At 62.2% G+C, this 26,640-nt stretch carries 19 protein-coding genes; 6 read left to right on the top strand and 13 right to left on the bottom strand.

Going from position 1 to position 26,640, the window contains the following annotated elements; all coding sequences use genetic code 11:
* Window positions 1-26 precede the first annotated feature (26 nt).
* The 4 genes from ASD01_RS06020 to ASD01_RS06035 form a co-directional block, all read right to left on the bottom strand.
* On the bottom strand, window positions 27-1,469 hold the full coding sequence (locus ASD01_RS06020; RefSeq protein WP_060581410.1) for a TRAP transporter large permease: 1,443 nt from the start codon (window positions 1,467-1,469) through the stop codon (window positions 27-29).
* Complete coding sequence (locus tag ASD01_RS06025) at window positions 1,466-2,005, bottom strand: TRAP transporter small permease (RefSeq protein WP_082584567.1); 540 nt, start codon at window positions 2,003-2,005, stop codon at window positions 1,466-1,468. The genes ASD01_RS06020 and ASD01_RS06025 overlap by 4 nt, the downstream gene beginning before the upstream one ends.
* 51 nt (window positions 2,006-2,056) lie before the next feature.
* Window positions 2,057-3,112 carry a TRAP transporter substrate-binding protein gene (locus tag ASD01_RS06030; RefSeq protein ID WP_060643656.1) on the bottom strand — a complete coding sequence of 352 codons (1,056 nt, stop codon included), beginning with the start codon at window positions 3,110-3,112 and terminating at the stop codon, window positions 2,057-2,059.
* Between the two features lie 289 nt (window positions 3,113-3,401).
* Window positions 3,402-9,104: an alpha/beta fold hydrolase gene (locus ASD01_RS06035; RefSeq protein WP_034798148.1), complete on the bottom strand. Its 5,703-nt coding sequence runs from the start codon at window positions 9,102-9,104 to the stop codon at window positions 3,402-3,404.
* Window positions 9,105-9,450: 346 nt separating this feature from the next.
* On the opposite strand from ASD01_RS06035, the gene ASD01_RS06040 reads away from it, so the two are divergent.
* Complete coding sequence (locus ASD01_RS06040) at window positions 9,451-13,464, top strand: AAA family ATPase (RefSeq protein ID WP_034798147.1); 4,014 nt, start codon at window positions 9,451-9,453, stop codon at window positions 13,462-13,464.
* An 8-nt stretch (window positions 13,465-13,472) separates the two neighbouring features.
* On the opposite strand, the gene ASD01_RS06045 is transcribed toward ASD01_RS06040, so the two are convergent.
* The 4 genes from ASD01_RS06045 to ASD01_RS06060 all read right to left on the bottom strand — a co-directional run bounded on the left by ASD01_RS06045 (window position 13,473) and on the right by ASD01_RS06060 (window position 17,803).
* Window positions 13,473-13,973: an NUDIX hydrolase gene (locus ASD01_RS06045; RefSeq protein WP_051659409.1), complete on the bottom strand. Its 501-nt coding sequence runs from the start codon at window positions 13,971-13,973 to the stop codon at window positions 13,473-13,475.
* 205 nt (window positions 13,974-14,178) lie between these two features.
* Window positions 14,179-15,132 carry a substrate-binding domain-containing protein gene (locus ASD01_RS06050; RefSeq protein ID WP_034798145.1) on the bottom strand — a complete coding sequence of 318 codons (954 nt, stop codon included), beginning with the start codon at window positions 15,130-15,132 and terminating at the stop codon, window positions 14,179-14,181.
* A 63-nt stretch (window positions 15,133-15,195) separates the two neighbouring features.
* Window positions 15,196-16,206, bottom strand: a complete 1,011-nt coding sequence (locus ASD01_RS06055; protein ID WP_034798144.1) for an ABC transporter permease — start codon at window positions 16,204-16,206, stop codon at window positions 15,196-15,198.
* Between the two features lie 70 nt (window positions 16,207-16,276).
* Window positions 16,277-17,803 (bottom strand): sugar ABC transporter ATP-binding protein, encoded by a 1,527-nt coding sequence (locus tag ASD01_RS06060; protein WP_034798142.1) that lies wholly within the window; start codon window positions 17,801-17,803, stop codon window positions 16,277-16,279.
* Window positions 17,804-17,965: 162 nt separating this feature from the next.
* Here ASD01_RS06060 and ASD01_RS06065 point away from each other — a divergent pair, with 162 nt between their 5' ends.
* Window positions 17,966-18,988 (top strand): LacI family DNA-binding transcriptional regulator, encoded by a 1,023-nt coding sequence (locus ASD01_RS06065; RefSeq protein WP_060530505.1) that lies wholly within the window; start codon window positions 17,966-17,968, stop codon window positions 18,986-18,988.
* Window positions 18,989-19,104: 116 nt separating this feature from the next.
* A complete protein-coding gene (locus ASD01_RS06070) occupies window positions 19,105-19,404 on the top strand; it encodes a PRC-barrel domain-containing protein (RefSeq protein ID WP_034798138.1) in 300 nt (99 codons plus the stop codon).
* Window positions 19,405-19,571: 167 nt separating this feature from the next.
* Here the strand turns inward: ASD01_RS06070 and ASD01_RS06075 are convergent, their stop codons facing one another.
* The gene (locus tag ASD01_RS06075; RefSeq protein ID WP_060643658.1) at window positions 19,572-19,934 is read right to left on the bottom strand and encodes a winged helix-turn-helix transcriptional regulator; all 363 of its coding nucleotides are present in this window, start codon (window positions 19,932-19,934) and stop codon (window positions 19,572-19,574) included.
* 253 nt (window positions 19,935-20,187) lie between these two features.
* Here ASD01_RS06075 and ASD01_RS06080 point away from each other — a divergent pair, with 253 nt between their 5' ends.
* Window positions 20,188-20,622: a GFA family protein gene (locus ASD01_RS06080; protein ID WP_060520317.1), complete on the top strand. Its 435-nt coding sequence runs from the start codon at window positions 20,188-20,190 to the stop codon at window positions 20,620-20,622.
* Between the two features lie 81 nt (window positions 20,623-20,703).
* Here ASD01_RS06080 and ASD01_RS06085 read toward each other — a convergent pair whose 3' ends face one another.
* On the bottom strand, window positions 20,704-22,002 hold the full coding sequence (locus ASD01_RS06085) for a TolC family outer membrane protein (RefSeq protein ID WP_082584569.1): 1,299 nt from the start codon (window positions 22,000-22,002) through the stop codon (window positions 20,704-20,706).
* A 265-nt stretch (window positions 22,003-22,267) separates the two neighbouring features.
* Here ASD01_RS06085 and ASD01_RS06090 point away from each other — a divergent pair, with 265 nt between their 5' ends.
* Together ASD01_RS06090 and ASD01_RS06095 are read left to right on the top strand one after the other, a co-directional pair.
* Window positions 22,268-22,477 (top strand): YgaP family membrane protein, encoded by a 210-nt coding sequence (locus ASD01_RS06090; protein WP_060581405.1) that lies wholly within the window; start codon window positions 22,268-22,270, stop codon window positions 22,475-22,477.
* The gene (locus ASD01_RS06095) at window positions 22,474-22,992 is read left to right on the top strand and encodes an RNA polymerase sigma factor (RefSeq protein WP_060643660.1); all 519 of its coding nucleotides are present in this window, start codon (window positions 22,474-22,476) and stop codon (window positions 22,990-22,992) included. Before ASD01_RS06090 ends, ASD01_RS06095 begins: the two co-directional genes overlap by 4 nt.
* A 52-nt stretch (window positions 22,993-23,044) precedes the next feature.
* Here the strand turns inward: ASD01_RS06095 and ASD01_RS06100 are convergent, their stop codons facing one another.
* From ASD01_RS06100 to ASD01_RS06115, 3 genes are all read right to left on the bottom strand, one after another.
* Window positions 23,045-24,430: a sensor histidine kinase gene (locus ASD01_RS06100; protein ID WP_060643661.1), complete on the bottom strand. Its 1,386-nt coding sequence runs from the start codon at window positions 24,428-24,430 to the stop codon at window positions 23,045-23,047.
* Window positions 24,430-25,101 carry a response regulator transcription factor gene (locus ASD01_RS06105; protein ID WP_060530510.1) on the bottom strand — a complete coding sequence of 224 codons (672 nt, stop codon included), beginning with the start codon at window positions 25,099-25,101 and terminating at the stop codon, window positions 24,430-24,432. Before ASD01_RS06105 ends, ASD01_RS06100 begins: the two co-directional genes overlap by 1 nt.
* Window positions 25,102-25,537: 436 nt before the next feature.
* Entirely contained in the window at window positions 25,538-26,383 is an 846-nt protein-coding gene (locus tag ASD01_RS06115) for a DUF3313 domain-containing protein (RefSeq protein WP_234852831.1), read from the bottom strand.
* Between the last annotated feature and the right edge of the window lie 257 nt (window positions 26,384-26,640).

Genomic DNA, 26,640 nt, shown 5'->3' on the forward strand with positions numbered 1-26,640 from the left:
GAGGGTGTGCTCCTGTCTGCTTCCTCTCAATTCAACAGCCGGACCAGTGCCAAAGCGACGCCGGGCGACAGCGTGATGATCGCCAATCGGATGAGGTCGGCAATGACGAAGGGCATGACGCCACGATAGGTCTCAACGATCGGAACGTCGGTCGCCAGCTTGTTGATGATGAAGACGTTGAGGCCGATCGGCGGGGCGGAAAGACCGATGCCGACGACGATGAGCACGAGAATGCCGAACCAGATGGCAACGTCCTCGGTCGGCATGCCCAAGTCCAGCGTCAGGATGATCGGAATGAAGACCGGCAACGTCAGCAGGATCATCGCCAGTTCATCCATGACGGCGCCGAGCACCAAATAGGTGACGAGCATGCCGCAGATGACGACATAGGGCGGCAGGCCCGACTGTCCGACCATTGAGGCCAGCGTCGCCGGCATCTGCGTTAGCGCCAGAAACGCGCCAAAGACCTCGGCACCGAGCAGGATCAGGAAGATCATCCCGCTCGTTTCAGCCGTCTGCAGCAGCGCGTTTTTCAGGGCGCCAAGGCTCAGGGTCCGTTGCAGCAGCCCCACCAGCAGCGTTACGGCGGCACCCACCGCGGCACCTTCCGTCGGTGTGAACACTTCGCCATAGATGCCGCCGACCACCGTGACGGCAACCGCCGCCGCGGGCACGATCGCAAAGTCCGCAGCCAGCAGCAGCAGGCCGAATATCGCCAGCAATACGCCCCCTACCGTCCCGAGCGAGCCGAGCAGCCAGCCGATCGCGCCACCGGCAAAGATGATCAGCCCTACGGGCCTCGCCCAGAAAGGACGGGGGGTTCGAACCGCCTCGGTCGCTGTGACCGGCGGCGCGAGATCGGGTTTGCGCCGGACGACGACGGCGATCGCGATCAGATAGAAGGCGGCCGCCAGCAGCCCCGGCACCAGGGCGGCCTGAAACAGCTTGGCGATGTTCTGCTCGGCGGTGATCGCATAGATCACCAGGATGACGGATGGGGGAATGAGGATGCCGAGCGTGCCACCAGCGGCAATCGTCCCGGTGCCAAGACCGACATCGACGCGCGCCCGGCGCAGTTCCGGCAGGGCCGCACGCCCGAAGGTCGCCGTGGTTGCGACCGACGAGCCGCAGATCGCGCCGAATCCGGTGCAGGCGGCGATGACCGCCATTGGCATTCCGCCCTTGAACCGTCCGAAGCCTCGCTCGGCGACGCGAAAGAGCGTTGCGGCGATGCCCGATTGCTCGGCAAGCGCGCCCATCAGGATGAAGAGCGGTATGACCGAAAGCGTGTAGCTGGCAAACTGGCTGTAGGTGTTGGTCTGCAGATAGTAGACCAGCGCATGCGGGCCAGAGAGATAGGCATAACCGGCAGCGCCCACCGCAAGCATGGCAAGGGCGATCGGCATCCGGATGGCGATCAAGAGCAGCATGGCTGCGAATCCGACGAAGGCAATGGCAAAACCACTCATCGGCCGCCTCCGATTTTCAAGAGGGAAACGGAAACTCCGATGATGGCTGCGAGCGCCGCCAGCGCCGCACAGGTCAGATAGACTGGCCAGATCGGCCAGGGCAGCTGGATCAGCGTCGTCCCGTATCCCCTCGCCTCCAGGCCACCGGTAAACAGACCCCAAGCAAAAAACGCCAGGCAGCCGGCCAAAAGCAGGTCCCAAAGGCCGTCGATGACCCGCGTGACGCGTGCGGGGAGAGCCAACGTGAAGGTATCGACGGCAATATGGCCGTTGCGGGCCTGTGTGTATGCGAGAAAGGAGAAGGCGGCGACGCCGACCGCCACCTCCACCAGCTCGTAGTCGGCCGGCACCGGCCGATTGAACAGCCATCGGCCCAGCACGCTGACGGTGACCAATCCCGCCGCAAGGCAAAGAAGCGTGCCGCCGATCAGTGCCAAACCGGCCGCGAGGCGTTCGACTTCCCTGCGGCGCGGCACGCTCACCGCGTCCTCGTATCCTACGTCTTCCATTGTTGAGGCCTCGTGCTGTTGGTTCATGCAGCGGCGCGTTCAGGCGCCACGTTCACGCGAGTACGGCCGGCAGTGCGCTCAGGCGCCCGAATATTTCTGCACAAGCGCCTGCGCCGTGGCGATCAGCGCCTTGCCGTCGAGGTCCTTGGCCTTCATGTCCTCGATCCACTTGTCGTGGACGGGTCTGGTTGCCTCCACCCACTTCGCCTTTTCGTCCTCGCTGATCGTGCTGATTGTTCCTTCTCCGGATGTCTCGATTGCCGCGCGCACTTCGGCACCGACGCTGTCCCACATCTCGCCGGCCTTCTTGGCGAAGGCCATGCCGCTGTTGGCGTCCAGCACGGCCTTGAGGTCGGCCGGCAACCCGTCGTACTTGCCCCTGTTCATCGCCAGGAAGAAAGTTGCGGTATAGAGCGTCGGCGAGCCCGGGATTTCGGTATGGAACTTGGTGAGCTCGTTCACCTTGATCGAGGGAACCACTTCCCACGGGAGCACGCAGCCGTCGATCGACCGCTGGGCCAGTGCTTCGGGCACCTGCGGAATGGGCATGCCGACCGGCGTCGCCCCCAGTGCCGCCAGCGCCTCACCGGCAAGGCGCGTCGGATTGCGAAGCTTCAGCCCGGCGAGGTCCGCTCCGGTCTTCACTTCCTTATTGGTGTGGATCAGGCCCTGATCATGCGCCCAGAAGCACAAGAGCTGGGTATCGCCAGTTTCCTTCAGTACGTGCGTCTGGCCATATTCCTGGCAGGCTTGCGCGTTGACGGTCGCCTCCTTGGCGGCGACGAATGGCAGTTCGAACACTTCCGTGGACGGGAAACGTCCGGGCGTGTTGCCGGGTAAGGTCCAGACGATATCGACGACGCCGTTCGACGCCTGATCGTAGAGCTGCGGCGGCTTTCCGCCGAGTTGCATGGCCGGGAAGATGTCGACCTTCAGCGCACCGCCGCTTTGTTCTGCCAGCAATTTCGCCCATGGCGTCAACAGCCGCTGATGAACGTTGGATGCCGGCGGCAGGAAATGGTGCAGCTTCAGCGTGACTGTTTCCTGGGCGCGCGCCGCACCGATTTTCAGAACGAAGGGCGCTGCAAGCAGAGCGCCGCCGGTCTTCATCAAATTCCGTCTGCTCAGTTTCATAGGTTCCTCCCTGTCGACCCCACATTCACGCGCGGCGAACATCGCATGCACGCACCTGATCCTTCACGGCCATCCGGCGGGCAGATCTCCCTGGTCGCTTGAAACTTCCCTTTGCTCCTCATCGGAAAGCTTCAATCCATTAACATGTTAAGTTTATTTTGAACCGACTGTCAAGCGACGGCATCGGGCGACAAAACGGCATGGCGGATCACCCGGACACGTCCTCGTGAACGGGCCCGCTCGAGCCTTCCCGTAAGGATTTGAACCAGTAACGCGCCAGGAGATGGGATCAGAGCGTGAGCGTCTGCACAGTCCCCGCATATTCGCAGTCGAGCTTCCAATCGGCGCCATCCTGCCGGACGTGGAGAAAAGTCGCACCGTCGCCGGGAGCCGGCCGGGTCGCGTCGACGATGCAGTGATAGCGCTTGGCCTTGTAGTCGAACTCGAACGTCTCCTGCTCGACGATATCCTCGTCGATCCCGTTTGCAAAAGGATAAGGCGCATACATTGCCGCGGTGTGGATCGAATGCACGGTCGTGATCGGCGTGCCGTCCATTTCCGTCAGAAGCGCCGTTGCAATGCAGCCCCGGTGTTCATCACCGGAGAGGAGCACGACATGCTTGATCTTTCCGGCGGCGATGGCGCCGAGAACATCACGCAGACTGTTCGGATAGCCATCCCAGCCATCGGAACGCAGCGCACTCAGGTTGTCCGGGCTGAGGCTGGCATCGCGCTGGATCGCCCGGCGATGACGCGGGAGAAACATCGATGGCGACGCTATGAACTTCGGGCCATTTTTTAAAAGCCACGTCTCCAGGTCGCTCATCGTCTCGCCGACGCCCGTCTTGAACAGGGTCGCATTGGCAAGCCCGGCGCCGATCTTGCGGTGCGTCCTTTCGCTGCGCGTGTCGAGCAGGAAGAAATGGAAGCCCTCGTAGTCGAACGTCTTCAGCTTGGGATCCACTCCACGCTGGTATTTCTCGAAGGCCGCGAAACCCTCCTTCTTCAGCTTGGCATTCGTATCGATATCGTTCGGAGAGGCGAGCGGCTCCCAGTTGTCGTCGATCTCATGGTCGTCGAGCAGCATGAACGATGGTATGCGGCGCAGGACCTCGCGCACGCTGCGTTCCTGCAACCAAGCTTCGTAAGGGAGGCGATACCTGTCATCGCTCGCGGCCGGATCGTAGAGCCCTGCGGTCGGATCCACATAGACCTGATCGCCGACGAGGAGCGCGAACTTCGGCTGGATACCCACCCCCGCCCCTATTCTGTCAGCGACCTCGGCGAAGGAGCGATAGGCAACCTTCCTGTCGATGAACCCGGCCGGGTACTGGCACGAAGCCAGGATGAAGCTGGTGCCGGCGGGCGAAGGCTGAACAGGAGGAGCGAGCGGGGAATCGTAGGGGATAACGCCGTCCATCATTGCCCGGTCCTGCTCGACCAGATTTTCCAGAACCGACGCTCCCATAAGGAAGTTGAGGTTCATCGAGGAACTTGCAGGCGTCGCCGTCTGCGGAGCGGCGCCGACCGTCAGGTTGGTCGTCGGGGTCGTGTCCTTGTAGACGAGGCGGTTCGGCGAAAATTTCACAGCCTTGCCCGGATTGATGTCGGGCTGCGGCGCATCCATCATCCGCGAGGCGGCCTGCGAGATCCGCTCGAAACGCTGATAGGGAAGTACCTCCAGCACCCTCTCCGGGTTCTCGTTCGACTCGCGAAGCAGCGCCCGATAGACGACGCCATTCTTGGCGAGCGCGTAGTATGTCTCCTCAATGAACGGCGGCAGAAGCTTGTCTTCCGCGTAGGCAAGCAAGACGAGCAACGCGTTTCCCGGGAAGTTCGGATCATACCCCGGCATTGATGTCGGGAGCGGCGCCTTGAACGCATCCCAGTGGTTGTCGCGCAACGCCGGGGACCAGTAGACCATCATGTGGCTGACGATGTAAGGCAGATCCCAGGGCTGGCCATCCGGGCGCTGGATGTCGTCGCCGTTTACCAGCACGCGCAGCATGATCACGCCCTCGGTCTGGCGGATCGACGGCAGCGTGCCAAGGCGAATGGTCAGCTCGCCGTTCTCCTCGGTAATGATCGGCCCGATCCAGGGCGGGTAGGCCGTCATCTCGGTGTCTGCGGCCACAGGCTGGCGTTGGATGTTCTGGTCGAGGAAAGCTTCGATCTTCTGCAAGGTCGCATGCCGGGTCGTCCCGATAAGGGCGTCCTGGTGACCGGCGCCGGGGTTGAGATAGGGTTCCAGGTAGACACGACCTGCATCGTCGAAGACGCGGCGCATGCGGTCGACGGTGGCAGGATCCGTGAGACCGTTGCCCGATCCATGGACGCTGAAGGTGGGGAACTTCCACTTATCCTGCAGGACTTCTCGTGACACCAGTCGGTTTTGCCCCCGGAAGTCGGTGAGCATGGCATTACGCACGAAATGCACCGTCGTGGAGACCGTATTGAGGCTGAGCGCGCCGAAATGCTCGTTGATGAAGCGCAGCATTTCGGGCTCCATGTTGGCGACGTTGAAGTCGCGTCCGTAGAGCGCGTCCATCCGGTGCCGGGTTCTTGTCCACGGCGTCCGCTTCCATGGCCAGATCGGATTTTCCACGTCGAACTCCTCGACCGGGTAAGGAAGCGTCGAAAGCACGCGGTCCCAAAGGTCATCGGCGAGCGTCGGCTTATCCGGATTGAAGCTGTAGCTGTCGGGCAGGAAGCCGAGAAGGTAACGCACCGCATAGGCGCGGAAGATGTTGGCAGGCGTAAAGACCACCAGCGGACCGACCTGCGTGAAGGCCACCCGGTCAACGAGGTCCTGGATCTTACCCTCCAGTGTGGCGATGCTGAAAACCATCGTGCCCATGCAATGGGCGATGACGTCGAGTTTCGGCACACCGGTCTGTGTGGCGATCGTCCGCAACACCAAGGGCACGTCTTCCTTGCCGATTTCGTCGAAGCTCCAGGCCGCACTTGCGGTCGGGTGCGCCGGGCTGGTTCTGAGGTCGGCGATCCAGACATCACGCCCCGTCTTCCAGAAATGGCTGGCGAAGTTGGGATTGACGGCGTGGTGGGCAAAGGTCGTCCCGCCGGCGCTGTATCCGTGGATCATCACCAGCGGCCGCTTCGTCGTGCCCGGATAGGGATAGCGGGTTAGCAGTACTTTCCCGACAACCGGCGGGCCGCCGAGTTGAGGCTTGCTCGTTCCGACGACGAGCGTCTGTCGTTGCGCCGCGACCGTGCCGCCGCCCTTGATCTTCAACTGCGCCGGCGGGCGGAAATCCACCGCGTCGTTTGCCGGGTCCTTGTCTTTATCGGGTGCACGGAAACTCCAGATATGCATTCCCAAAAGCAGCCGGAGAAAATACCCGAGGAAAGTCAGGAGCGCTCCGATCGCGGCGACGCCGTCACGCTGTTCCGTGATGCGCACGAGCGGCACGCCGATGCGGGCGAGATAGTCAAGGTCGAGCGTCAGCACGCGCCCGCCGGACGCTGCCTCCAACCCCGGAAATTGCTCCAGCGCGACTTCCATGAGCTGACGCCAGGGATTGGAACGCCGATCATAGGTGAAGCGCTTGGTGCCGACGATACGATCGCCCGCAAGCGAGATGCCACCGGTGATCGGGTCCGGCGCGCCGACCTTCAGATCATAGACGAAGGCGCGGATCTCGCCGGACCGGCTGGCGATGGCAAGACCTGAGCGGACGCGCTCAAAGAAGCCGGGCCCACCGTCGCCGTCGACGATCGCCTGATAGCTGTCGCGCAGGCCTCGGTTGAGCACCCATGCCTTGCCGGCACGCCAGATCCTGCCGCCGACCCACGTCGACTGGCGCTCGAGGACCCGCAGGCTGCCGGTCAGGGGCGCCGTAAAGACGGCGATCGCCTGGAGCTTCTGCTCCACCAGACCGGCGGGCGCCCATGTCTGATGGAGATTGTCCCACTGATCCGCCGGAAAAATTCGGATCATGCTGCGGGCCAACGGCACGGAGGCGTCGGTCGCGACCTCAAGGGTTCCATCGCCACCATTGCTTGGCGCCAAATCGGCCAGCGCCTTCGGCTCGAAACGCAGTGTGAGCTCGACAACTCTCGTTTCAGAGGCCGTCCCGGGCGCTGAAAACCTGACCCGGCCGGCAAGGCGCTCGATGATCTCGGCATCGGTATCAGGGGCAGGTGCAGCGGCATCGGTTTCACGAAACACCGGGCGGACCAAAGCTAGGCCGGGCGCCGCAGGGGCCGGGGCGACATAATTCCAGGCGGCCGCGAGTGTCTCCGAGGCGCGCAGGGCCACTGCCGCTATGGTGAGCGCCGGATTGGTGCCAAGCGCCGTCGGGATAATCGAGCCGTCGAGGACCACGAGGCCACTATGGAAGTCGTTCGGGAGCTCCGATTTGAAAACACGCCCCAAATGATCGACGACGCCCGTCGCGCCGGTGTTGCCCATCACGCAGCCACCGAGCGGATGCACGGTGGTGAGCGGACCGCGCTTGTTTTGCAGCAGCCAGTTCAGGCTGGCCGGCAGGAGCTTCCAGACGGGATTGGCGATGACGCGCCCGCCCGTATTCTTCGCCAGCCGTGCCAGCGCCTCAACCTCGGTGTCGAAGATCGGCAGGGACGGCAGATCGTCCCAGCGCATCCGCGCCGTGCCGTCATCGCTGTCGGAAGCCGTTTCATCCAGTTCCATACGCCCGGCGGCGCCGTCATCGGCCATGACGGCATAGACGGCGGAATGTTCGATCCTGCCGGTCGGCGCCACATAGGCGTCGTCGTCCGGAAAGCCCCGCGTATGCGTCGACCAGTCGAACCGGTCGAGCCCGTGAAGCGTGTTGAGCGTTGCAAAGATCTCGGTGAAGGCGAGGCGCAAGCCAGCTGGAACGGAGAGTTCCTCGATCAGAACACCTGCCGTTTTTCGAAGATCGAGCACGCCGGTGATGGTGGGTCCGATCGCACGCTTGGAGGGCTGCACGGCCTCGTCCGAGACGGTATTGACCGGATTTGACGTGGCATAATCGGTCACCAGCATGTCGCCATTGGTCGAGCAATGGTTGCCGAAATGCACGGAGAGGCTGAGGCCTTTGGCCTGTGAGCGCTTCAGGATTTCGAACGAGCCGAGCGTGCCCGCCGCCAGCACGACCTTGCCTGCGCGCACCTGCAGCACGTCGCCGTCGCGTGCGCGCAGGGCCGCGTCGGTGTAGACGCAATCGACGATCCAGTTGCCGCCGTCCGGCTTGACGCTGAGCACGGTCGCGCCGCTGAAGATCTCTGCCTCGTTGCGCAGCGCCGTCACGAGCAGGTTGACGTCGAGCGAGTTCTTTGCGCCGAAATTGCAGCCCGTCGCGCAGTCGCCGCAGCGCACGCATTTATTGAGCCTGACATTTCCCGAGCTCACCGTGTCGGTCATCGCGACCGTAATCGCTGCCTCGCGAAAACCCGTCGACGCGATGCTGCGGAAGGACTTGTGTTTCTGGGGAATGCCGTCGGGATGTTTCGAGATGCTGTTGGGGACGCCGTTTGCGGTGCCGCCCAGAAGCTCGCCCGCACGATCATAATACTGCCGCCAGGTCGTCAGGTCCTTGAGGTCGTCGGGCCAGCGCGTGTGAAACACGCTCTCGTCGGGAACTTCCATGACGCCGGCATTGATCAGCGAACCGCCGCCGACGCCGTTTGCGACCACCGTGACGACCTCCGGGCCGATCCGCACGTCGACCAGCCCTTCCTTGTTGCGATCGCGGCGGATATGGCGAGGCAGTTCGGCAAGACCTGTTGGAAACGCGCCCGGCAGATACTCCTTGCCCCGCTCGAGCACCCCGACCTTGATCGGAGCGCCTCCCTTCGTGCGGCCGGCCATGGTGGCGGCAGCGATTGCGCCGCCATAGCCACTGCCGACGACCAGAACATCAAAGTGGAGCGCCGCCGGCGTCTTCCGAACCCGGTCGACCAGCCTTTCGAAACCCTGGGAAATCCACGCGGTGTGCGAGGTGTTGTCGAAGTCAATGCTGGCCATGGTCGCCTCCGGGACGTCGGTCTCGGGCACGGTGCGGGTATCCGTAGCTCCAATCGGACATAACGCTCTCCATAAGATGCGTCTGACGCCTGAACTCGGTGTGCGAGCCGCGATGGCTCATGTCTTTCGGTGATCCCCAACAGGGGGCATCGACATCCGGGAAGAATGCAAAAATCCGAAACCTGCGCGGTTTCTGCCAAAGCCGATCGATCGAAGTCGGCTAGCCCTCTTAGCGATTGCTAAATAATATGCGAGAGTCAGCAAATCGGCGAGGGATAAATGCACTTCTGCGCGAAGATGGCCCCTGTTTCGCGCATTTCGTGATCAATCACCGCGCGAAGGAAACATGGAGACGATCGCAAAATCGCTCGAAGGGTTTTTGCCGCTGAACTTGCTTGGCCGGCTTCACGGCTCTCACGGAGAGCGGCCGTCGGCGGTAGAGTTTCCGGCCGCCGTGATCTTTGTCGACGTCTCGCGCTATACGGCCCTCGTCGAGCAACTGGCGCGGCGCGGCAAGGAAGGGCTGGTGCAGATCCCGAAGCTGCTCAGTATTTCGTACGCGCGTTGCGCCGACCATGTCTGCGACCGGGGCGGCGAAGTCCTCCTCTTTGCGGGTGACTCGCTTCTGGCCTATTGGCCCGCCGACGAAACGGGTCTGGCGCGCGCGGTCAAGAGTGCGGCCGAGTGCGCCGAAGCGATCTGCAAGGAGAGCCGCGAGCAGCGAAATCCGGGTGCAGGCGAAATCGGACCTACCCTACATATCGGCATCGGCGCCGGGCAGCTCTGGGCGGCCGCCATCGGCGGCCAGCCGGTCTGGAACCTTGTGGCTGGGGGCGATGCCGTCGTTCAGGCCGCAAGTGCGCAGACACTTGCCCATCGCTGGGAAGTCGTTCTGTCACCAGAGGCGGCAAATGCCCTGACCGATGGCGAGGCAAATGCGCGCGCGCCCGCCGCTGCTCCAGCGCATCCGCACATCGCGCACGAATGGCTCGTCGCATTCCTGCCGATGCAGCTTCAGGAGTTGCTTGGCCCCTCGCCGACGATGATGGGCATCGAACCCGCATCCCCCAACGCCTTAGCCGAAGGCAATGTCCATCGCGATGCACGGCTGGACACGCTTGCGGAGATCAGACCAGTGTCCGTCATTTTCGTCCGGATAATCGGTCTGCAACACCAAGATGCCCAAGCGCTCGTCCGACACCAGAACCTCTGCGCAACGCTTCAGGCGATTTCGCACCGCTACGGCGGCCCTCCGGGCGAACTCCTCTTCGACGACAAGGGGCTCGTTTATCTCTGCGCTTTCGGGACACGCGGGACGTTTCACCGCGACGACCCGGCCCGCGCCGTGGATGCCGCCCGCGCCATCGGTCGCCATATCACGGAGATGGGGCTTGCCGTCTCGGTCGGCGTGGCGACGGGCGAGGCCCTGTTTCGAGTCGTCGGCAGCACGCGCCGGCGACAGCTGATGGTTCTCGGCACGCCGGTCAATCGCGCCGCGCGCCTCGTCACGACCGTCTCCAATGATGTGCTGTGCGATGCGCCGACCGAAAGGGCAAGCCGGGCGTCCTTCGATTTCGAGCAACGCGGAACCGTCCAGCTGGCGGGACTTGGCGACGTGGCGCCGGTCTTTCGGCCTCTTGAGCCGAAGTCGCGGGCCCTGTCTGCGGCAACGCTGATTGGCCGAGAGCGGGAACTCGCTTTCCTGCAGCATGCTTTCGAGGAGACGCGCGGCGGTTCGAGCCGTCTTGTCGTCATCCTGGGCGAACCCGGCATCGGCAAGAGCAGGCTGGCTGCCACCTTTACCGAGAATCTTCACGCCGCGGGAGTGGCGATTGCCGTGACGCTCGCCGAACGGGACGACCGGCGAAGCTCGCTTCTGGCCTGGCGACGCGTTCTTGAAACGCTTTTGGGATTGCCCGCCGAAAGCGATGGCCTCGTCCTGCTCGAAAGCATTACCGCGCGCATCCGCACGGCGCCGTGGATCGCAGACCGCCTGCCCCTTCTTAACGACCTGCTGGCGATCGAGATCGAGCAGAACGAGGGAACGCGCCACCTGGAAGGTGCCCACCGCGCCGATGCGACCATGCGCCTCCTCGGCGATATCCTCGGCGTCTTGGCGCCACGGCCGTTCGCCCTCGTACTCGAAGACAGCCAGTGGCTGGATTCCGCCTCCTGGCGGCTGGTCGAATGGGTGCTCGGTTCTGTGCCTTCGCTGCTGCTCGTGCTCTGCGTGCGCTCCGAAGAGGTGCCCGAGGATCTGAAGCAATTGCGACGACGGGTCGAGGCGGCAGGCGAAGCCGGGACCGAGACAGAGGAGCCGGCCCGGCGCTACCGCATCCTCGAACTCGAAGAGCTCGACGACGGCACTGTTTGCGAACTCGTTTCGCGCACCCTTGGCGAGGTTCCGCCACAACAGGAACTCGCGCGCAGGGTCGCCGCCCTTGCCGGAGGCAATCCCTTCTTTGCCGAGGAGATCGCGCTGACGCTGAAGAGCGAAGGCTTGATCGCCGTGCGCGATGGCCTCTGGCGCTCGATCCGCCCCCTTGAGGACCTCCAGTATTTCGAGGGAGTCGAGCGCGTCATCCGAGAGCGAGTGGATCGCCTCGATTCGACATCGCAGGACGTGATCAAAGCGGCGGCCGTCATCGGACGCTCGTTCACCTTTGCCGAGCTGGAGGCATTGCTGAAAGAAGAGCTGAATGCGGAAGGGCTCGGCTCCGCCGTCGAAAGGCTGGTCGATGCCCATCTGGTGCGCCGGCTCGGCCAAGCCGGAAGCTACGAATTCCGTCACGACCAGACGCGCGATGTGGTCTACGGATCGATGCCGGGCGACCTGCGCAGCCGCCTCCACGCATCGCTCGCCCACTGGCTGGAGCGCAGCCGCATTGAAGCAATGGGTGGAGATCTGGCGGTTCTCGTTCAGCATTTCGAGGCGGCGGACAACAAGGAGAAGGTCGTGAAATACGCGGACCTGGCGGCCGCGAGGGCTTTGCAGGTCGGCGCCTTCCGCGAGGTCGAGTTCTTTCTCGGCATTTGCATGGCGCACGAGCCGAAGCCGCAGGACTGGACGCCCGAACAGCGACTGCAGGCGGTTCGCTGGCGGCGCAAACTTGCCGAAGCGCACTACAGTCGCGGCGACATTCACGCGCAGGGCATTGCCGTCAGGAATGCGCTGAAAGCGGCCGGCCAACCGGTTCCCGTCTCTTCGTCTGCGACGCTGGTACGGCTTGCCGCTCGCAGCTTGCGGCTTGCGGCGCAGCAGATGCTGCCGGAAACAGCGAAGCTTGCCCGCCGCGAGGACCGGCTGTCCTGGGAGAGGGAAATGGCGCGGTGCCTGAACCAGGCAGCGCTGGTTGACTACTTCGAGCTGCGCTTCACCCGTGGAATGTGCAATCTCGTTGGCGCGGTGGCGCGCGCCGAACGGACCGGACGGACGATCGAAATGGCCGTCGCCGCCTCGCAGCTCGGCTGCGGCTTCGGGATGATGGGCTGGCGCTCCGGGTGCCGCTATTTCATGGAAAGGGCGGAGCGGATCGCGACCGAGCTTTCAGACACCGCGATCCATGCGCATGTCTGCAATCTCGACGCGCTCTGGCAGCTCGGACGCGGAGAATGGGCGGGGGTGGACGCAAGGCTGGAACAGGGCCAGCAGTTCTGCCTTCGAGCCGGCGACCAATTGCGGTGGTGCAATGCCCAGGGCATGCGCTTCTGGTCGCTCTACTACCGTGGCGAGCAGGCCGCGCTCGAACCAACGGCGACCGCCCTGCTCTCGCGCGCGCAGAATGCCGGCAATATCCAGCAGGAAATCTGGGCGTTGCGGTGCAAGGCGTTGTGCGTGCTTCACACGGATCAGCCGCGCGAGGCCGTCGACATTCTCCGGCTGATCGGCTCGGCGATGCTCGGGTCGGTCGATCTGGCCGCGCAGATCTCGGCGAAGGGTGCGCTGGCGCTGGCGCTCGCGCGCACGGGGCGGCATGCGGAGAGTGTCCAGGCGGCCGCCGAAACCTTGCAACTGGTCAAATTGATGCGCCGGCCTTCGTCCCACAGCACTTTGGTCGGCATCTCCGGCGCCGCCGAGGTTTTCCTGCGGGGCCGCGAGGCCGGCCTCGCACACGCTTACGACGAATGGCCGCGCTGGGAGGCCCAAGCGCTACGCGAACTCAAACGTTATGCCCGAGCCTTTCCGATCGGCGTACCTCAACTCGCGCTGTGGTCGGGCGTATCGCTCTGGCTGGAGGGCAAGGAGGCCGGCGCAATGTCGGTGTGGAAGGATGGCATGGCGGCCGCGCAACACCTCAGTCTCCGGCGCGACGAGGCCATGATCGCCGCCGAGCTGCGTCGCAGGCGGGACCGGCTTTAGGGACGTGACTAATCGGCGCAACTCGCGAGACTATCGTTTCCAAGCCCGCCCAGCCGTTCGGTGAGAAGCGTTTTAAGGCCAGGCTGCCCGACAAGCGACGCCGCGAGGGACGCCGGCACCCAGCGCATCGCGCGCGCGCCCTTTTCCGGAAAGTCGGGCGCCATGGACACAACGGCGATCAAGTGAACCTGGACGTGATAGACGGCGGCCTTGCCGAGCTTGCTGTAGGTGTAACCGCCGATTTCGTCGTTTAACGCCGTTCCGATGACACCGGCCTCTTCGAACGCTTCCCGGACGGCAGCGCCAGGGGTGTCTTCACCATACTCCAGGTGCCCCTTGGGAATGCCCCAGAGCCCGGTGGTGCGGCCGCAAATGAGCAGCACCTCGAACCGGTCTCCGCCGCTTTCCTTGCGAATGCAGATCGCACCAGCCTGGTCGACGACGACCGGCTCTGCGTCGGAAGCGGCTATCGCGTCAGATGACAGACGTGACACAGCGGGTGTTTGCATCATCGCTCTCATGTTGAACTGACTGGAAGCCAAGGGAAGGTCAGGCGGCTATGTGACGGTTTTATGACGATTCATAGTGAAATTCAACAGCATGCTAATGCAATTGAAAGGCCGGCAAGATGGCCGGCCGCGGGGCAGTATTTTCAGCCTCGTCGAGCCTGATGACGGCCCACAAATCGCGGGCCGTCATCACATCAAAGCTTAATCAGAACGGCGAATCCGGGAAGTAGAAGTCCTTCGCATTGTCCTTGGTCACGAGCGTTGCATCGATCGTGTAGACGCCGCGCACCGGAACCTGGCCGTAGAAGTTGGCGACGGTCATTTCGAGCGCCGTGCCGACCATTGCCGGCGGATAGAGCACGTCGACCGGGATCATCTTGTCGCCGTCCATGACCTTCTTGATCATTTCCTTCGAGCCTGCGCCGGCGACGACATACTGGATGTCGGTGCGCTTGGCCTGCTCGATCGCCTGCAGCACGCCGACGGCCATGTCGTCGTCCTGGCACCAGACAACATCGATCTTCGGGTACTTGGTCAGGTAGTCCTGCATGACCTTGAAGGCATCGTCGCGGTTCCAGTTGCCGTACTGGCGGTCGAGAACCTTGACCTTCGAGCCTTCGATGCCCTTGTCGAAGCCGTCCTGGCGCTGCTGGTCGATCGGGATCGGCAGGCCGCGGATGACGACGACTTCAGCTTCCGGCGTCGTTGCCTTGATGTACTCGCCAGCGACCTGGCCAAGCGCCGGATTGTTGCCGGCAACGTAGAGGTCACGCACCGAGTTGTCGTTGACACTCGGGGCACGGTCGACGAGAGCGACGAAGGTGCCCTTGCCCTTCACTTCCTTGATGGCGTTGACCAGCGGATCCGGATCGGTCGGCAGGATGACGAGCGCGTCGATGCCTTGCGTCTCAAGATCCTGCACGGCGTTGGCCTGGCTTGCCGGATCGGGTGAGGTCTTGACGATGACGTTCAGGCCGGGATTACGCTCCATCAGGATCTTGGCGACCCGTTCGGCATGGAACACCACGCCGGCCGTCCAGCCATGGTCGGCCGCCGGGATCGAGACGCCGATGGTTACTTTCTTTTCCTCTTGCGCGTGAGACACGCCGGCAAAGGCGGTCATCGCGGCAAGGGTCAGGCCGAATAGCTTCTTGTGCATTAAGTTCCTCCCAAATTTCAGGTCAGCCTGTTCAAGGCCGGGAGACCTGTAGGCCCGGCCGTCTCACGACTTCCGCACCAGCGAACGCTGGACGAGCATCGCAATGATGATGATCGCGCCCTGGATGGCACCGATCAGATATTCGCTGATGAAGTTGGAGAGCAGCATGATGTTGCCGACCAACTCGAGGATGAACGCGCCGCAGATCGTGCCCCAGACGCGCCCTGCGCCGCCCTTCAGCGCCGTGCCGCCGACGACGACGGCGGTGATCGCCTGCAGCTCCCACAAAATGCCCGTCGTGGCCGAGGTCGAGCCGAGGCGCGGCACATAGAGGAGAACAGCGACCGCAACGCAGAGCCCTTGAATGACGAAGGCGATGGTGCGCACGCGATTGACGGAGATGCCCGAATAGCGGGCAACGTCGCGGTTGGAACCGACAGCAACGACGTGGCGACCGTAGCGCGTGCGGTAGAGGACAAAGGCAGCAACAGCAGTCACCGCAAGGATGACGACGATCGGAACCGGCACGCCGGCGATCGTGCCGAAATAGGCTGGCCGGTACATTTCCTGCAGCTCAGGCTCCTTGAGCGTGATCGCTCCGCCCTGCGAGAGCCAAGTCGTCAGCCCGCGATAGATGCCCATGGTGCCGAGTGTCGCGATGAAGGGCTCGATCTTGCCGACGGTGGTGATCAGGCCGTTGGTGAGGCCGCAAAGCGCACCGGCGACGATGGCAAAGAGGATTGCCGCCAGGAGCATGAGAACCGGATCGGCAATGACGCCGGAGTTCATGAACAGGATCATCAGGCTGGCGATGAACGCGACCATGGCGCCCACGGAGAGGTCGAGATCTCCGGACGAAATCACGAAGGTCGCGCCAACCGCGATGATCGCAATGAAGGCGCTTCGGGTGGCGACATTGGCGAGGTTGGTGATGCTGATGAAATTGGGATTGACCAGCGCGCCGACCAAGAGAAGCAACGCCAGCGCAACGAATGGCGCCACTGCCCTCAGATCAATGTCACGCCAGCTGCGGCGGCGGATGGCTTCCTGGCTGCCTTCCTGGTTCACGCTCATGTCCAATCGAACCTCCCCCATCTGTCGGGAATCTTGTTGTTGTTGCCGTCGGCCGCGCCGCTGATGCGGCTCAAGCCGCCGTCTTTTTCTTCAGGCCTGCGGCGTAACGCATGATCTCCTGTTCGGAGATCTCGTCGCCTTCGAGAATGCCGGCGATATGGCCTTCCCGCATGACCGCGACGCGACTGCAAAGGCCAATGATCTCCGGCATCTCGGAGGAGACGACGATGATCGAGCGGCCATCCCGGGCGAGCGCCGAAATGAAGTGATAGATCTGCTGCTTGGTGCCGACGTCGATGCCCCGCGTCGGCTCATCGATGATGATGATGCTGGGGTCGGTTTCCATGACCTTGGCGAGAAGCAGCTTCTGCTGATTGCCGCCGGACATGCGCCCGGCTACGATCCTGTCGTCCCGCACGCGAATGTCGAAGCGACGCCGCGCCTTGACCAGGGCCGCCTCTTCGCTGCCGGGATCGAGATAGCCGAGGCGGCTGTGGCGGCCGAGCGATTGCAGCGTCAGGTTCGCCATCATGCCGGCATTGAGCAGGAGCCCCTTGGCCTTGCGGTCCTTGGTCATATAGGCAAGGCCAGCCTTGTTGGCCGCATGCACGTCGCCGGATGGCACCGGCTCGCCACGCACCAGCACCTCGCCGGCCGTGCGCGCGCGCAAGCCGACGATCGCCTCCATCAGCTCCGTCCGGCCTGAGCCGATCATGCCGGAAAAGCCGAGGACTTCGCCGCGGCGCACCTCGAAGCTCGCGTCGCGGACATAGCCGGTCGATACCGCATCGACGCGCAGAACCACGTCTTCGTCGACATCCGGCTCGTTCTTTGCGGGATAAAGGCTCGACAGCTCGCGCCCGACCATCAGCTGGGCGATCGCCTCGCCGTCGAGAATGGAGGTCGGCGACGTCTTGATCCACTGGCCGTCGCGCAGCACCGTCACGCGGTCGGTCAGTTCCATCACCTCGTCGAGCTTGTGCGACACGAAGACGAAGCTCGTTCCCTTGTCGCGCAGCTTGCGCACCAGCCGGAACAGGAAGTTCGTCTCCTCGCGCGACAGCACAGCCGTCGGCTCGTCCATGAACACGACGCGCGCATCGCGGCTGATGGCCTTGGCGATCTCGACCATCTGCTTTTCGGCAATCGAGAGCGATCCGATCATCGCGCTCTCATCGACATGCGAACCGAGGAGATCGAGCACACGACGGGTCTCGGCGCGCATGAACTTGCGGTCGAGCACGCCGAAACGGGTTACCTCGCGGCCGAGAAACAGGCTCTCGGTAACGGTCAGATGTTCGGCAAGATTGAATTCCTGGTGGATGATGACGATGCCGAGCGCTTCCGCAGCGCCATTGGCCGGCAGCTTCGTCGACTTCCCGTCAAGCAGGATCTCGCCCGATGTCGGCTGCTCGAAGCCCGACAGGATCTTCACCAGCGTGGATTTTCCAGCCCCGTTCTCGCCCATGAGCGCATGGATTTCGCCCTGGCGAAGCTCGAAATCGACGCTGAACAGGACCTGCACGCCGCTGAACGATTTGCTGATGCGGCGCGCCGACAGCACGACGGGAGCCCCGTCGACATGCTCCGTGGTCATTATCCCCTCCCTGCGGCCTCCACCGCTATTTCAATGATGTAAACCTTTACACTCGCCGATGTAAAGGTTTACATCGTGATTGCTCGACAATTTTTTTGGCTTCTTCGTTTGACCGTCGGGCGAACCTGTGTAACGTCCTCGCAGCAAATCCCGAGGCCAAGTGTGTCCAATTCCCAGCCCGCAACCATTGAAGACGTCGCACGGATCGCCGAAGTGTCGATCGCGACCGTATCGCGGGCCATTCACATGCCGGAAAAGGTAGCCAAATCGACGCGCCTCAAGGTAAACCAGGCGATCGCGATTACCGGCTACACGCCCAATGCGATGGCGCGCAGCCTGCGGCTCGGGCGGTCGAACATGATCCTCGTTGTCGCACCGGATATCGGTGATCCGAACTTTTCCAGCATTCTGGTGGGTCTCGAAAACGAAGCGCGCGCGCATGGTTACGGCGTCCTGATCGGCCATACGCAGAACGACGCCCAGCGTGGCCTGGAATATTTGAAGTTCTTCAATTCCAACCAGGCGGCGGGCATGATCCTGTTTACGGGCATCCTTCCCTTCGGCCATCAGACGCTAACGGCGCGGCTGCCGCCGACCGTCGGCGTTTTCGAGCCGGTCTTTAACGGCGGCATCCCCTATGTCGGGGTCGATGACGTCGAGGGCGCTCGCAAAGTCGTCGATCTCCTGATTTCCGAAGGGCACCGGCGCATCGCCTTCATCGGCGATTCCAACACCCGCCTTGCCTATGGTCGCCGGCGACAGGGATATGAAGCGGGGCTTGCAGCGGCCGATATTGCCATCAATCGCCGTCTGATCATGGAAGGCGACGGCACGGTGGAAAGCGGCAGGCTGGCGCTCGAACAACTCTTCATGCGTGACGACCTGCCGACCGCCTTCATGTGCGTCAACGACCAGACCGCGCTCGGCGTGACGCTTGGCCTGCGCGCCCGCGGCTACGACATCCCTGACGATTTTTCCGTCACCGGCTTCGATGATGTCCCGCAGGCGAGTTTCATGACGCCTTCGCTGACGACCATCCGCCAGCCTCGAACCGCCATCGGCAAACACGCGATGGCGCTGCTTTTGGAGTTGCTTTCAGACCGCGCGCCCTCCGAAACCGAAATCCTGCTGCGGCCTGACCTCGTCATCCGCAACTCCGTTGGCCCCCCGCCGGCACGGCGATGACGCGACATTCGCAGCCCTTCTGAAAACGACCGCCCGTGCTTCAGCCTGTGACACGGTGATGGAACCGTTTGCGCTCGAGTCGGTTCTCCCACTATCAAGTCAAAGGAGCAACGAAGATGGATCACACTGGTCACGTACGCCTTGCAGCCACGGAACTGACACCGGCGATTTTGGAAGGGGCAACGGTTTACGGAGCGGACGACGATAAGGTCGGCACGGTCGACCACGTCCACGGCGTCGGCACAGCGAGCACCGTCGTCATCGACGTCGGCGGGTTTCTGGGCATCGGAGCAAAACCCGTTGCCGTGCCGCTTGCCGATCTCGATTTCATGCGTGACGAAGACGGCGACGTCCACGCCGTGACGACGTGGACCAAGGATCAACTCAAGGAAATGCCCGAGCATTACGACTCGTAGCTTGTCCGACATAAAGGCCTGAGGCTTCCAGTACCCAGGCTCACATTAGGATTGCGGCGGCGGCCAAAACATATCCGGCCGCCGCATACGGCTGAACACCCCGTCTCGCTGCGCCATCACTCCTGGAGCGAATGCCAGCCATTCCTCATCACCCAAGGGCTGCAGTTTCAGTTTCGGCCGGGATCGGCGCCATATCCTTCGCCCTTCGCGGCAAGCCTTGCCTGATGTTCCTTGCCCCACGTCGACAGGACCGTGACCGCCTCGTTCAGGGTCTTGCCGAACTCCGTCACCGAATACTCGACCCTTTGAACGGCGCCCGGAAAAACCTCGCGGCGAACCAGACGATCGGCTTCCATTTCGCGAAGTTGTTGTGCCAGGACCTTTTCGCTGATCCCCGGCAGAAGACGTCGCAACTCGCCGAAGCGACGCGGTTCGATGTTGACCTCCCACAATATCAGGGTCTTCCATTTGCCGCCGATCGCGTTCAGCGCCGATGCGAAGCCACAATCGTCCTGCTGCAACCGTTTCACGCGCCCCGCTCCCTACTTTCGAGTTACCGCTTACTTTAAAGTGCGTAATTTACAGGCTCCGAAAGCCGCTCCTATTAGACGGCAGCTTTCAATCGGAGTTGTCGTTCATGACCAATATAGGTGTTGCCGGCGGCGGGCGCGTTGGCCCCGCGCGCGCCCGGATATTTCTGAAGCCTGGCGCGTTTGCTTCAAGTTATCTGCCGAGTGAACGCGCGGCCCTGGCCAGGTCGGTGCCATGACCACGAGCGATCGCCTGCAAGACAATGGACGGCCGCAGGCGCTAGAACGTGCCTGCAAGAGAACGGCAAGCTGTGCCTGCGGTGGCCTGAAGATTACCGTGAACGGACCCCCTGCCCGTGTCTACGCCTGCGCCTGTCTGGAATGCCAACGCGCAACGGGATCGGGCTTCGGCTATCGCGCCCGATTTTCCAGAGCGTCCGTCATCGGCATCGAAGGGGAACGCCGGGTGTGGCGACGCGGCAGCGACGCCGGCCGCTGGGTGGACCAGACCTTCTGCCCGACATGCGGAACGCTGGTCTACATGGAGGCGGAGGCGCTGACGGACGCGGTGATGATCTCCGCGGGCTGCTTTGCCGACCCGGACTTCCCGCCGCCCGCCGCCGTCTTCTGGGCCTCGCGCCGACATACCTGGTACGACCTGACGGAAGGCATCGAGACATTTGGATAGGTGGCCGATTTCCCCTCAGACGCAACATGTCGCAATCCACCGCGGCGAGGGCCACGGCGCAACATTAGGGAGCTTGTCCGCTCATCGTGTCTCGGTATCCGCCCGTCGGGCCACGAGGCCCAGGTCCTTGGCCCCGAGCCTGCCGATGGCCGACAGGATGCGGTAGCCTCCGACGACGGTCTCCCGCTCAGCGGTGGCGAGCTTCACCTGCGCCTTCACCACGTCGGCCTGGGCTTCCAGAACGTTGAGTAGCGTGCGCTGGCCGATCGCTTGTTCTGCCATCATGCCGTCCTTGGCCATTTTTGCCGCCTTGACGGCGGCCCGGTTGGCGGACGCGGTTGCGAGCGCTCCCTGGTATTGCGCCCAGGCAGAGGCTGCCTTCGCCTGAACTTCGGCGTGCTGAACGTCGACGGTGAAGTTCGATTTCCCGAGGTCCTCCTTCGAGCGCCGTACCTCGGCCGCCGCCTTTCCTCCCTGATAGATGGGTACCTTGAGCTCGATGCCCGCCTTTTGCTCCGTCGCCGATCCGTCGAACGCCATTGCGTCGATCGCGCTCACGCGCTCACCTCTGCCAATCCCGATCGCCCCCTTCACGGTCGGCAGGAACTTTCCCTCGCTGACGGCAACATTGAACATGGCGCCTTCGGCGAGGTGCCGTTTCGCCAGAAGAGCGGGATGCTGCTTGGCGGCAATCGCCAGCGCCTTATCGATGTTGGCGGGCAGCATTTTCACGGGAACTTTTCCACCGGTTAGATTGCCCGGTTCGTCGCCGATGACCTGCCTGTAGGTCGCCTGGGCACGCTTGGCTTCGGCATGGGCGAGGCTCAGTTCCGCCTGCGCCGCAGCGCGGCGCGCCTCGGCCTGAGCGATGTTTGTTCGGGTCCGTTCGCCTGCTTGGTGGCGGGCGATCTCGGATCGCGTGAGTTCCTTGAGGAAATCCAGATCCTGTTTGCGTAGCGCGACGATGCGGCGCGTCAGCACCACGTCCATATATGCCTCGGTCGCCTCGAACAGGATGTTCTGCTCGGTGTTGCGGGTGTTTTCCTCGGCGGCGCGCTGTCGCGCCTTATTGACCTCGACATTGTTGGTCGTCTGCAGGCCGTCGAAGAGGGTCTGATCGAGAACGATACCAAACGTGCCGCGGTTGGTCGCCGCACTGGAATTGTACCCGATCCCGCTGCGCCAGGTGATTTTCGGATGCATCGCCGACCGTGCGATGTCGATGTCGTACGCGCTCGCGCGCGCTCCGGCCCGCGCTGCATTGAGCGTCGGGTTGTTGCGGTAGGCCTTCGCCAAGGCACTTGAAAGCGGCTCGGCATGAGCCTCAGCCATGGCAATCGGCGCAATCATTGCAACCAGGGTCACCAGTATTCGTTTCATCGAACAGGAATCTCCGTTGGGAACCCGGATGGCCCGCAAGCGAGATAATCCGGATCGAGGGCACGGAGACGCTCGGCGGACGGCGTCAAGGGACGGCCAACGGCCGAACAGCACTTGGCCGGCGCCATGGCAGAAGTACAGCGCCCGAATTTGGTATCGATGGATCCGCCGTCACGAAAAAAGTCGTGCCGTCGCGAATCCTTTTCCGGGTTCCGCGCCTCTTATGACGGAGACGATGGGTCTCGGTTTGCACCGGAGGTGTTGCATGGCATTTTTTCGCAAGAATATAGGTAAGGGGCAGCAGATCGTGCGGATTGGCCTTGGGGTTGGCGCGGCTGTGCTGGCATACAGTTTCCTGAGCGGGTGGATCGCCCTCTTGGTGGGCGTATCGGCCCTCACCTTCGTCCTCACCGGCCTCATCGGCTATTGCCCGGCCTGCGCCGTTGCCGGGATCCATGATCGGACTAAGCCATGAACACAAAGGCGGTGACGACTGAAACTTTCGAAGCCGCCCGCCACGGCGATCGCAATGCGATCGTCCGGCTGCTCGAGCGGACGCAGCCGGATATTCGCCGATATGCCCGAGCAACCTGCCGGACCGCCGATGTCGACGATGCGACACAAGAAACGCTTTGGCTTCTGTCGCGCCATGTCGGCGCGATCCGGGCACTCGCGACCCTGTCGAACTGGTTGTTCAGCGTGGTGCGGCGGGAGTGCCTGAGGCTCGCCCGACGCAGCGGCATGATCGCCGCCGTAGACGAGGACGCACTTGAAACAAGTCTGGTGCAGCGGCCCGAACATGTGTTGCGGCTTGATCTGGCAGCGGCCTTCGAGGCTCTGCCGCCGCACTATCGCGACGTGGCTCTGATGCGCGACCTCCAGGAGATGACGATCGACGAGATCGCCGCGGCTCTCGATCTTTCGCGACAGGCAGTGAAAGCGCGGCTGCACCGTGCACGCCTGCTGTTGCGCGAATATTTGGCGGAGTGAGCGAGCCGAAGAGATTGTGCGCGAGCGGCTTCAAGGAACAATGGCGCGGCTATCACGAAAACGCGGATTCCTTCGCAGTTTTCGGAAACGCCAGATCGACGACCAAACCGCCGTTCGCTGCTTCTCCGAGCGCCACGGAGCCGTTGTGTGCCGTCATAATCTGGGCAACGATGGCCAGTCCCATGCCTGTTCCCTCACTGGCGCTGGTATTGCCCCGCACAAACGGCCTCAGCATTTTCTCGCGCTCCGCGGCGGGGATTCCTGGGCCCTCATCGCTGACCCGCACGATCCGGGCTTGCAGAACCTCGACTACAAGCACTTCCGTTCCGCGTGCGTGTCGCATCGCATTGATGATCAAGTTGTCCAGGGCCAGGCGAATGGCCGGTTCGGAACCGGGGACAATGACCCGCCCCTCTGCTTTGAACTCGATGTCCATGCCCTGCTTCATCACGGATGGCACATGCTCGGCAATGGCCGCTCGCGCGATGGCTGCGAGATCTACCATGGTGAAGGTCAGCGCCTGGCCTGACAAACGCGCCAACTGCAACGATGTCGTGACGATTGATGCAAGCCGCGCCGTGTCGCGAACAAGGACCTCCCGCACGTCCGGGTCCTGAACAAGGTCGAGCTTCAACCGCAATTTGGTCAGCGGCGTCCGCAATTCGTGGGATGCGTTGGCAAGAAAGTTTCGCTGCGCTTCGAACGCGTTGTCGATACAACCGAGCGCCGTGTTGAACGCGGCAACCATCGGCTTCAGTTCTATCGGAGTGTCGCGATCCGATATCCGGCGACCATTGGGAAGCCCGTCGATCTGCTCGGCTGAATCGACAACCCTTTTTACAGGGGTTGCGATCGTGCGCTTGACCGCAACGACAGCGATCGTGGCCGTGGCAACAAGAACAATACCCAGAAGATGGTAAAGCCCCTGCGGCCAAATTTCGCGCAGGACCACGAGCAGCGTTTCAGCATTCGAAAATGTCACTCCGCCGACCACAACGAGTTTGGGTGGATCCTCCGCGTTCAGTTTTCGGAGCCCGAGAAATTGCTGCTGGCCCGCCATGTAAGAAAACTCAGAGGAAAATACCTGGGGAGAGGTCGTATCGATGATGTCTTGAACCGATGCCGGCACGGCGCCGTGTATGATGGTTTGGGTTCCGTCACTGACAAAGTACCAGAATTCGGACTGCTCTTCGGAAAGCCTGATAATCTTTTCCGCAATTACGCCTTCGACCTCGAGCACAAACTTGCCGGTGTGATCGTAGCTCACACCATCCTGGAGAAGTTCGACGACACTTTCGACTGCGATTTTTTTCCTGCTCTGCCCATCCGTCAACAGGAACACCGCGACGGTGAGGACGGTGCTGATCACCATCATCAGCGCCATGCCCAAGATGAGCACAATGGCCACCGGAAACGCGATTGAATTCGGACGCCTCATTACTCTTGCACCAGCATGTAGCCGATGCCGCGAATGGTCCGGATCGTTGCGCTGCAATTGCCCTCGCGAAGACGCTTGCGTAGCCGCGAGACATGGGAATCGAGCACGTTGGACTCGATCTCCTCGTCGATATTATAGACGGCAGCTTCAAGATTGTCGCGCTGCACGACGCGCCCTGCCCGCCGGATCAACGCTTCCAGAACGGCGAGTTCGCGTCTCGGAACGCTCAGCGCGTTCTCACCGATCATGGCGGATCGATTGATGAGATCAAACGATAGATTGCCGAATTGCGTGCAGCCGGTCTCGTCCAGGCTGTAGCGACGAAGAACCGCGCGCGCCCGTGCAATAAGCTCCATGGGCTCGAATGGTTTGCCGACATATTCGTCTGCGCCCTTGTCGAGCGCAGACACGATATCGGTCGGATCGTCCAGTGCCGTCAGAACGAGCGTTGCCGGCCTCGGGCGGAGTTGCCGCAGCGTCGGCAGCAGCGACAGGCCGTCACCATCAGGTAGGTTGCGGTCGATGACCACGAGATCGAACTTGAAGGCAAGCAGTGCCGCCTCGGCATCCGCAAGCGTTTCGAATACATCCGCAACGCCGATCGCGGCTTCCAGCATGGTCTTGAGCGAAGACGCCAGCTCACGATCATCTTCTACGATCAGAATTCGCATGTTGCCTGCCAGTGTCGACTAGAATTGAGTTTTGAAGATGCGAATATTCATGAAGGAAACAAAAGAGGATTCTAAACAACACGACGTAAGTCCGGTCGCAATCATCCTAATCGAAACAGCCCTCGCTAAAACATCCGTCATCCCTGCGGAATTACTCGTAAGAATACACGGGAGGATCGTAATCGCGTCCTCTACGGCGTTCATCGGACATATCAAGACGTTGTACGCAATTAGCATAAGCATCGGTTCCCGGCACGAATCCGTACTCGGCACAACGGTTTCTGTATTCTACGGTTTCGCATCCCGCCAGCACGATCAGCAGGCCCGCTGCAATGAAAAGACGCATAAAATGACCTCGGTTTATTTCTCGTTTTGTCGATACCTGGATCCCATTGCCACCTTGCGACAATGTTACGAGACACAAGCGTAGTCCGCCTCAGCGGCTGCCAATGGAAGGGATTGTTTTTTTGGCAGAAACGGCTGTTCCGGTTGCCGCGACGGCGAGCTTGCCTCCCCTGTCCGTCCAGGACGGCGGCGCTCCGATGGAGGCGCCGATCATGCCGACCACACCCGGCGCACGCCCGAAGTCCTCACAGATCGCAGAACCGGGTTTCCCACCAAGCGACGTGCGAATGTCATAAACGGACGGCAAGTACAGATCGAAATCTCCAGGTTCTTTGCCGGCGACGACCATTCTTGAGAAATCCTTGCCGAAAGCCGCGGCCAGGTCATAGGCGTCACCAACCTGCGAAACGCGCGCTTCACTCGTAAACGAGTTCGCGCCCTTCGACCAAACGATCGCCGCCGTTTGTTTGCCGGTTCGATCGACGGCCTCCGCTTCGACGGCCAGCCCGCCGAGCCCGAAGGGCAGTCGTGGTATGCCGACCGGCAAGGCAAGCGAACTGCCGATGGAAATCGCCTTGGCGGCACCAGCGACGGACGGCTCGGTCGGGACAATGTCCGTAACAACCGTTCGGACCGTCAGATCTGCGGGCGTACCGAACGGGACGATCCGATATTTTTCGCTCATGGTGATGCAGATCGCGCGGTCAATCGCGTTCGTTACCAGCAGGCGGTCCTTCTGCTTCTCGACACGCTGCAGAGCAGGCGGGGCCAGAGACGTCGGCGCGATGCTCACCGTTTTGACGTCCTTCAGGCCATCCTTGCTGAAATAGACTCTCTTCTTCTCGAACTTCCCCTTCGGAGCACTGAGGTTGCTGTAGGAGGTAAGCGTTCCTGCTTCCTTCAAGGGAACGGTCGTACATCCCCCAAGAGTGAGCATGATCGGCACTATTCTTGCGATTCCCCGACCCCCTGCCACGCCCCTTCTATGGCTGTTCGTCTTCTCATTGCATGTCATTCGCCCAGAACCCTCGTTGTCAAAGACGAGCGCCGATTGGGGTCCTGCACCTTGTGAAAACATTACGAATTCAGCTCAAACGCGCTGACTACCATTTGAATTCAATATCCGGGAAAAATCAGGTCTCTTGCAGCGTAATGTTCCTGCAAAAGAACAATAGGACAAGGATGTACGGTGAT

Origin of the sequence: Ensifer sp. Root423, assembly GCF_001426275.1 — a bacterium.
GTDB lineage: Bacteria > Pseudomonadota > Alphaproteobacteria > Rhizobiales > Rhizobiaceae > Ensifer > Ensifer adhaerens.

Bases quoted from the DNA above. Each gene is read 5' to 3' on its own strand.
- ASD01_RS06020 (WP_060581410.1), bottom strand. From the start codon at position 1,469: ATGAGTGGTTTTGCCATTGCCTTCGTCGGATTCGCAGCCATGCTGCTC.
- ASD01_RS06025 (WP_082584567.1), bottom strand. From the start codon at position 2,005: ATGAACCAACAGCACGAGGCCTCAACAATGGAAGACGTAGGATACGAG.
- ASD01_RS06030 (WP_060643656.1), bottom strand. From the start codon at position 3,112: ATGAAACTGAGCAGACGGAATTTGATGAAGACCGGCGGCGCTCTGCTT.
- ASD01_RS06035 (WP_034798148.1), bottom strand. From the start codon at position 9,104: ATGGCCAGCATTGACTTCGACAACACCTCGCACACCGCGTGGATTTCC.
- ASD01_RS06040 (WP_034798147.1), top strand. From the start codon at position 9,451: ATGGAGACGATCGCAAAATCGCTCGAAGGGTTTTTGCCGCTGAACTTG.
- ASD01_RS06045 (WP_051659409.1), bottom strand. From the start codon at position 13,973: ATGCAAACACCCGCTGTGTCACGTCTGTCATCTGACGCGATAGCCGCT.
- ASD01_RS06050 (WP_034798145.1), bottom strand. From the start codon at position 15,132: ATGCACAAGAAGCTATTCGGCCTGACCCTTGCCGCGATGACCGCCTTT.
- ASD01_RS06055 (WP_034798144.1), bottom strand. From the start codon at position 16,206: ATGAGCGTGAACCAGGAAGGCAGCCAGGAAGCCATCCGCCGCCGCAGC.
- ASD01_RS06060 (WP_034798142.1), bottom strand. From the start codon at position 17,803: ATGACCACGGAGCATGTCGACGGGGCTCCCGTCGTGCTGTCGGCGCGC.
- ASD01_RS06070 (WP_034798138.1), top strand. From the start codon at position 19,105: ATGGATCACACTGGTCACGTACGCCTTGCAGCCACGGAACTGACACCG.
- ASD01_RS06085 (WP_082584569.1), bottom strand. From the start codon at position 22,002: ATGAAACGAATACTGGTGACCCTGGTTGCAATGATTGCGCCGATTGCC.
- ASD01_RS06090 (WP_060581405.1), top strand. From the start codon at position 22,268: ATGGCATTTTTTCGCAAGAATATAGGTAAGGGGCAGCAGATCGTGCGG.
- ASD01_RS06095 (WP_060643660.1), top strand. From the start codon at position 22,474: ATGAACACAAAGGCGGTGACGACTGAAACTTTCGAAGCCGCCCGCCAC.
- ASD01_RS06100 (WP_060643661.1), bottom strand. From the start codon at position 24,430: ATGAGGCGTCCGAATTCAATCGCGTTTCCGGTGGCCATTGTGCTCATC.
- ASD01_RS06105 (WP_060530510.1), bottom strand. From the start codon at position 25,101: ATGCGAATTCTGATCGTAGAAGATGATCGTGAGCTGGCGTCTTCGCTC.
- ASD01_RS06115 (WP_234852831.1), bottom strand. From the start codon at position 26,383: ATGCTCACTCTTGGGGGATGTACGACCGTTCCCTTGAAGGAAGCAGGA.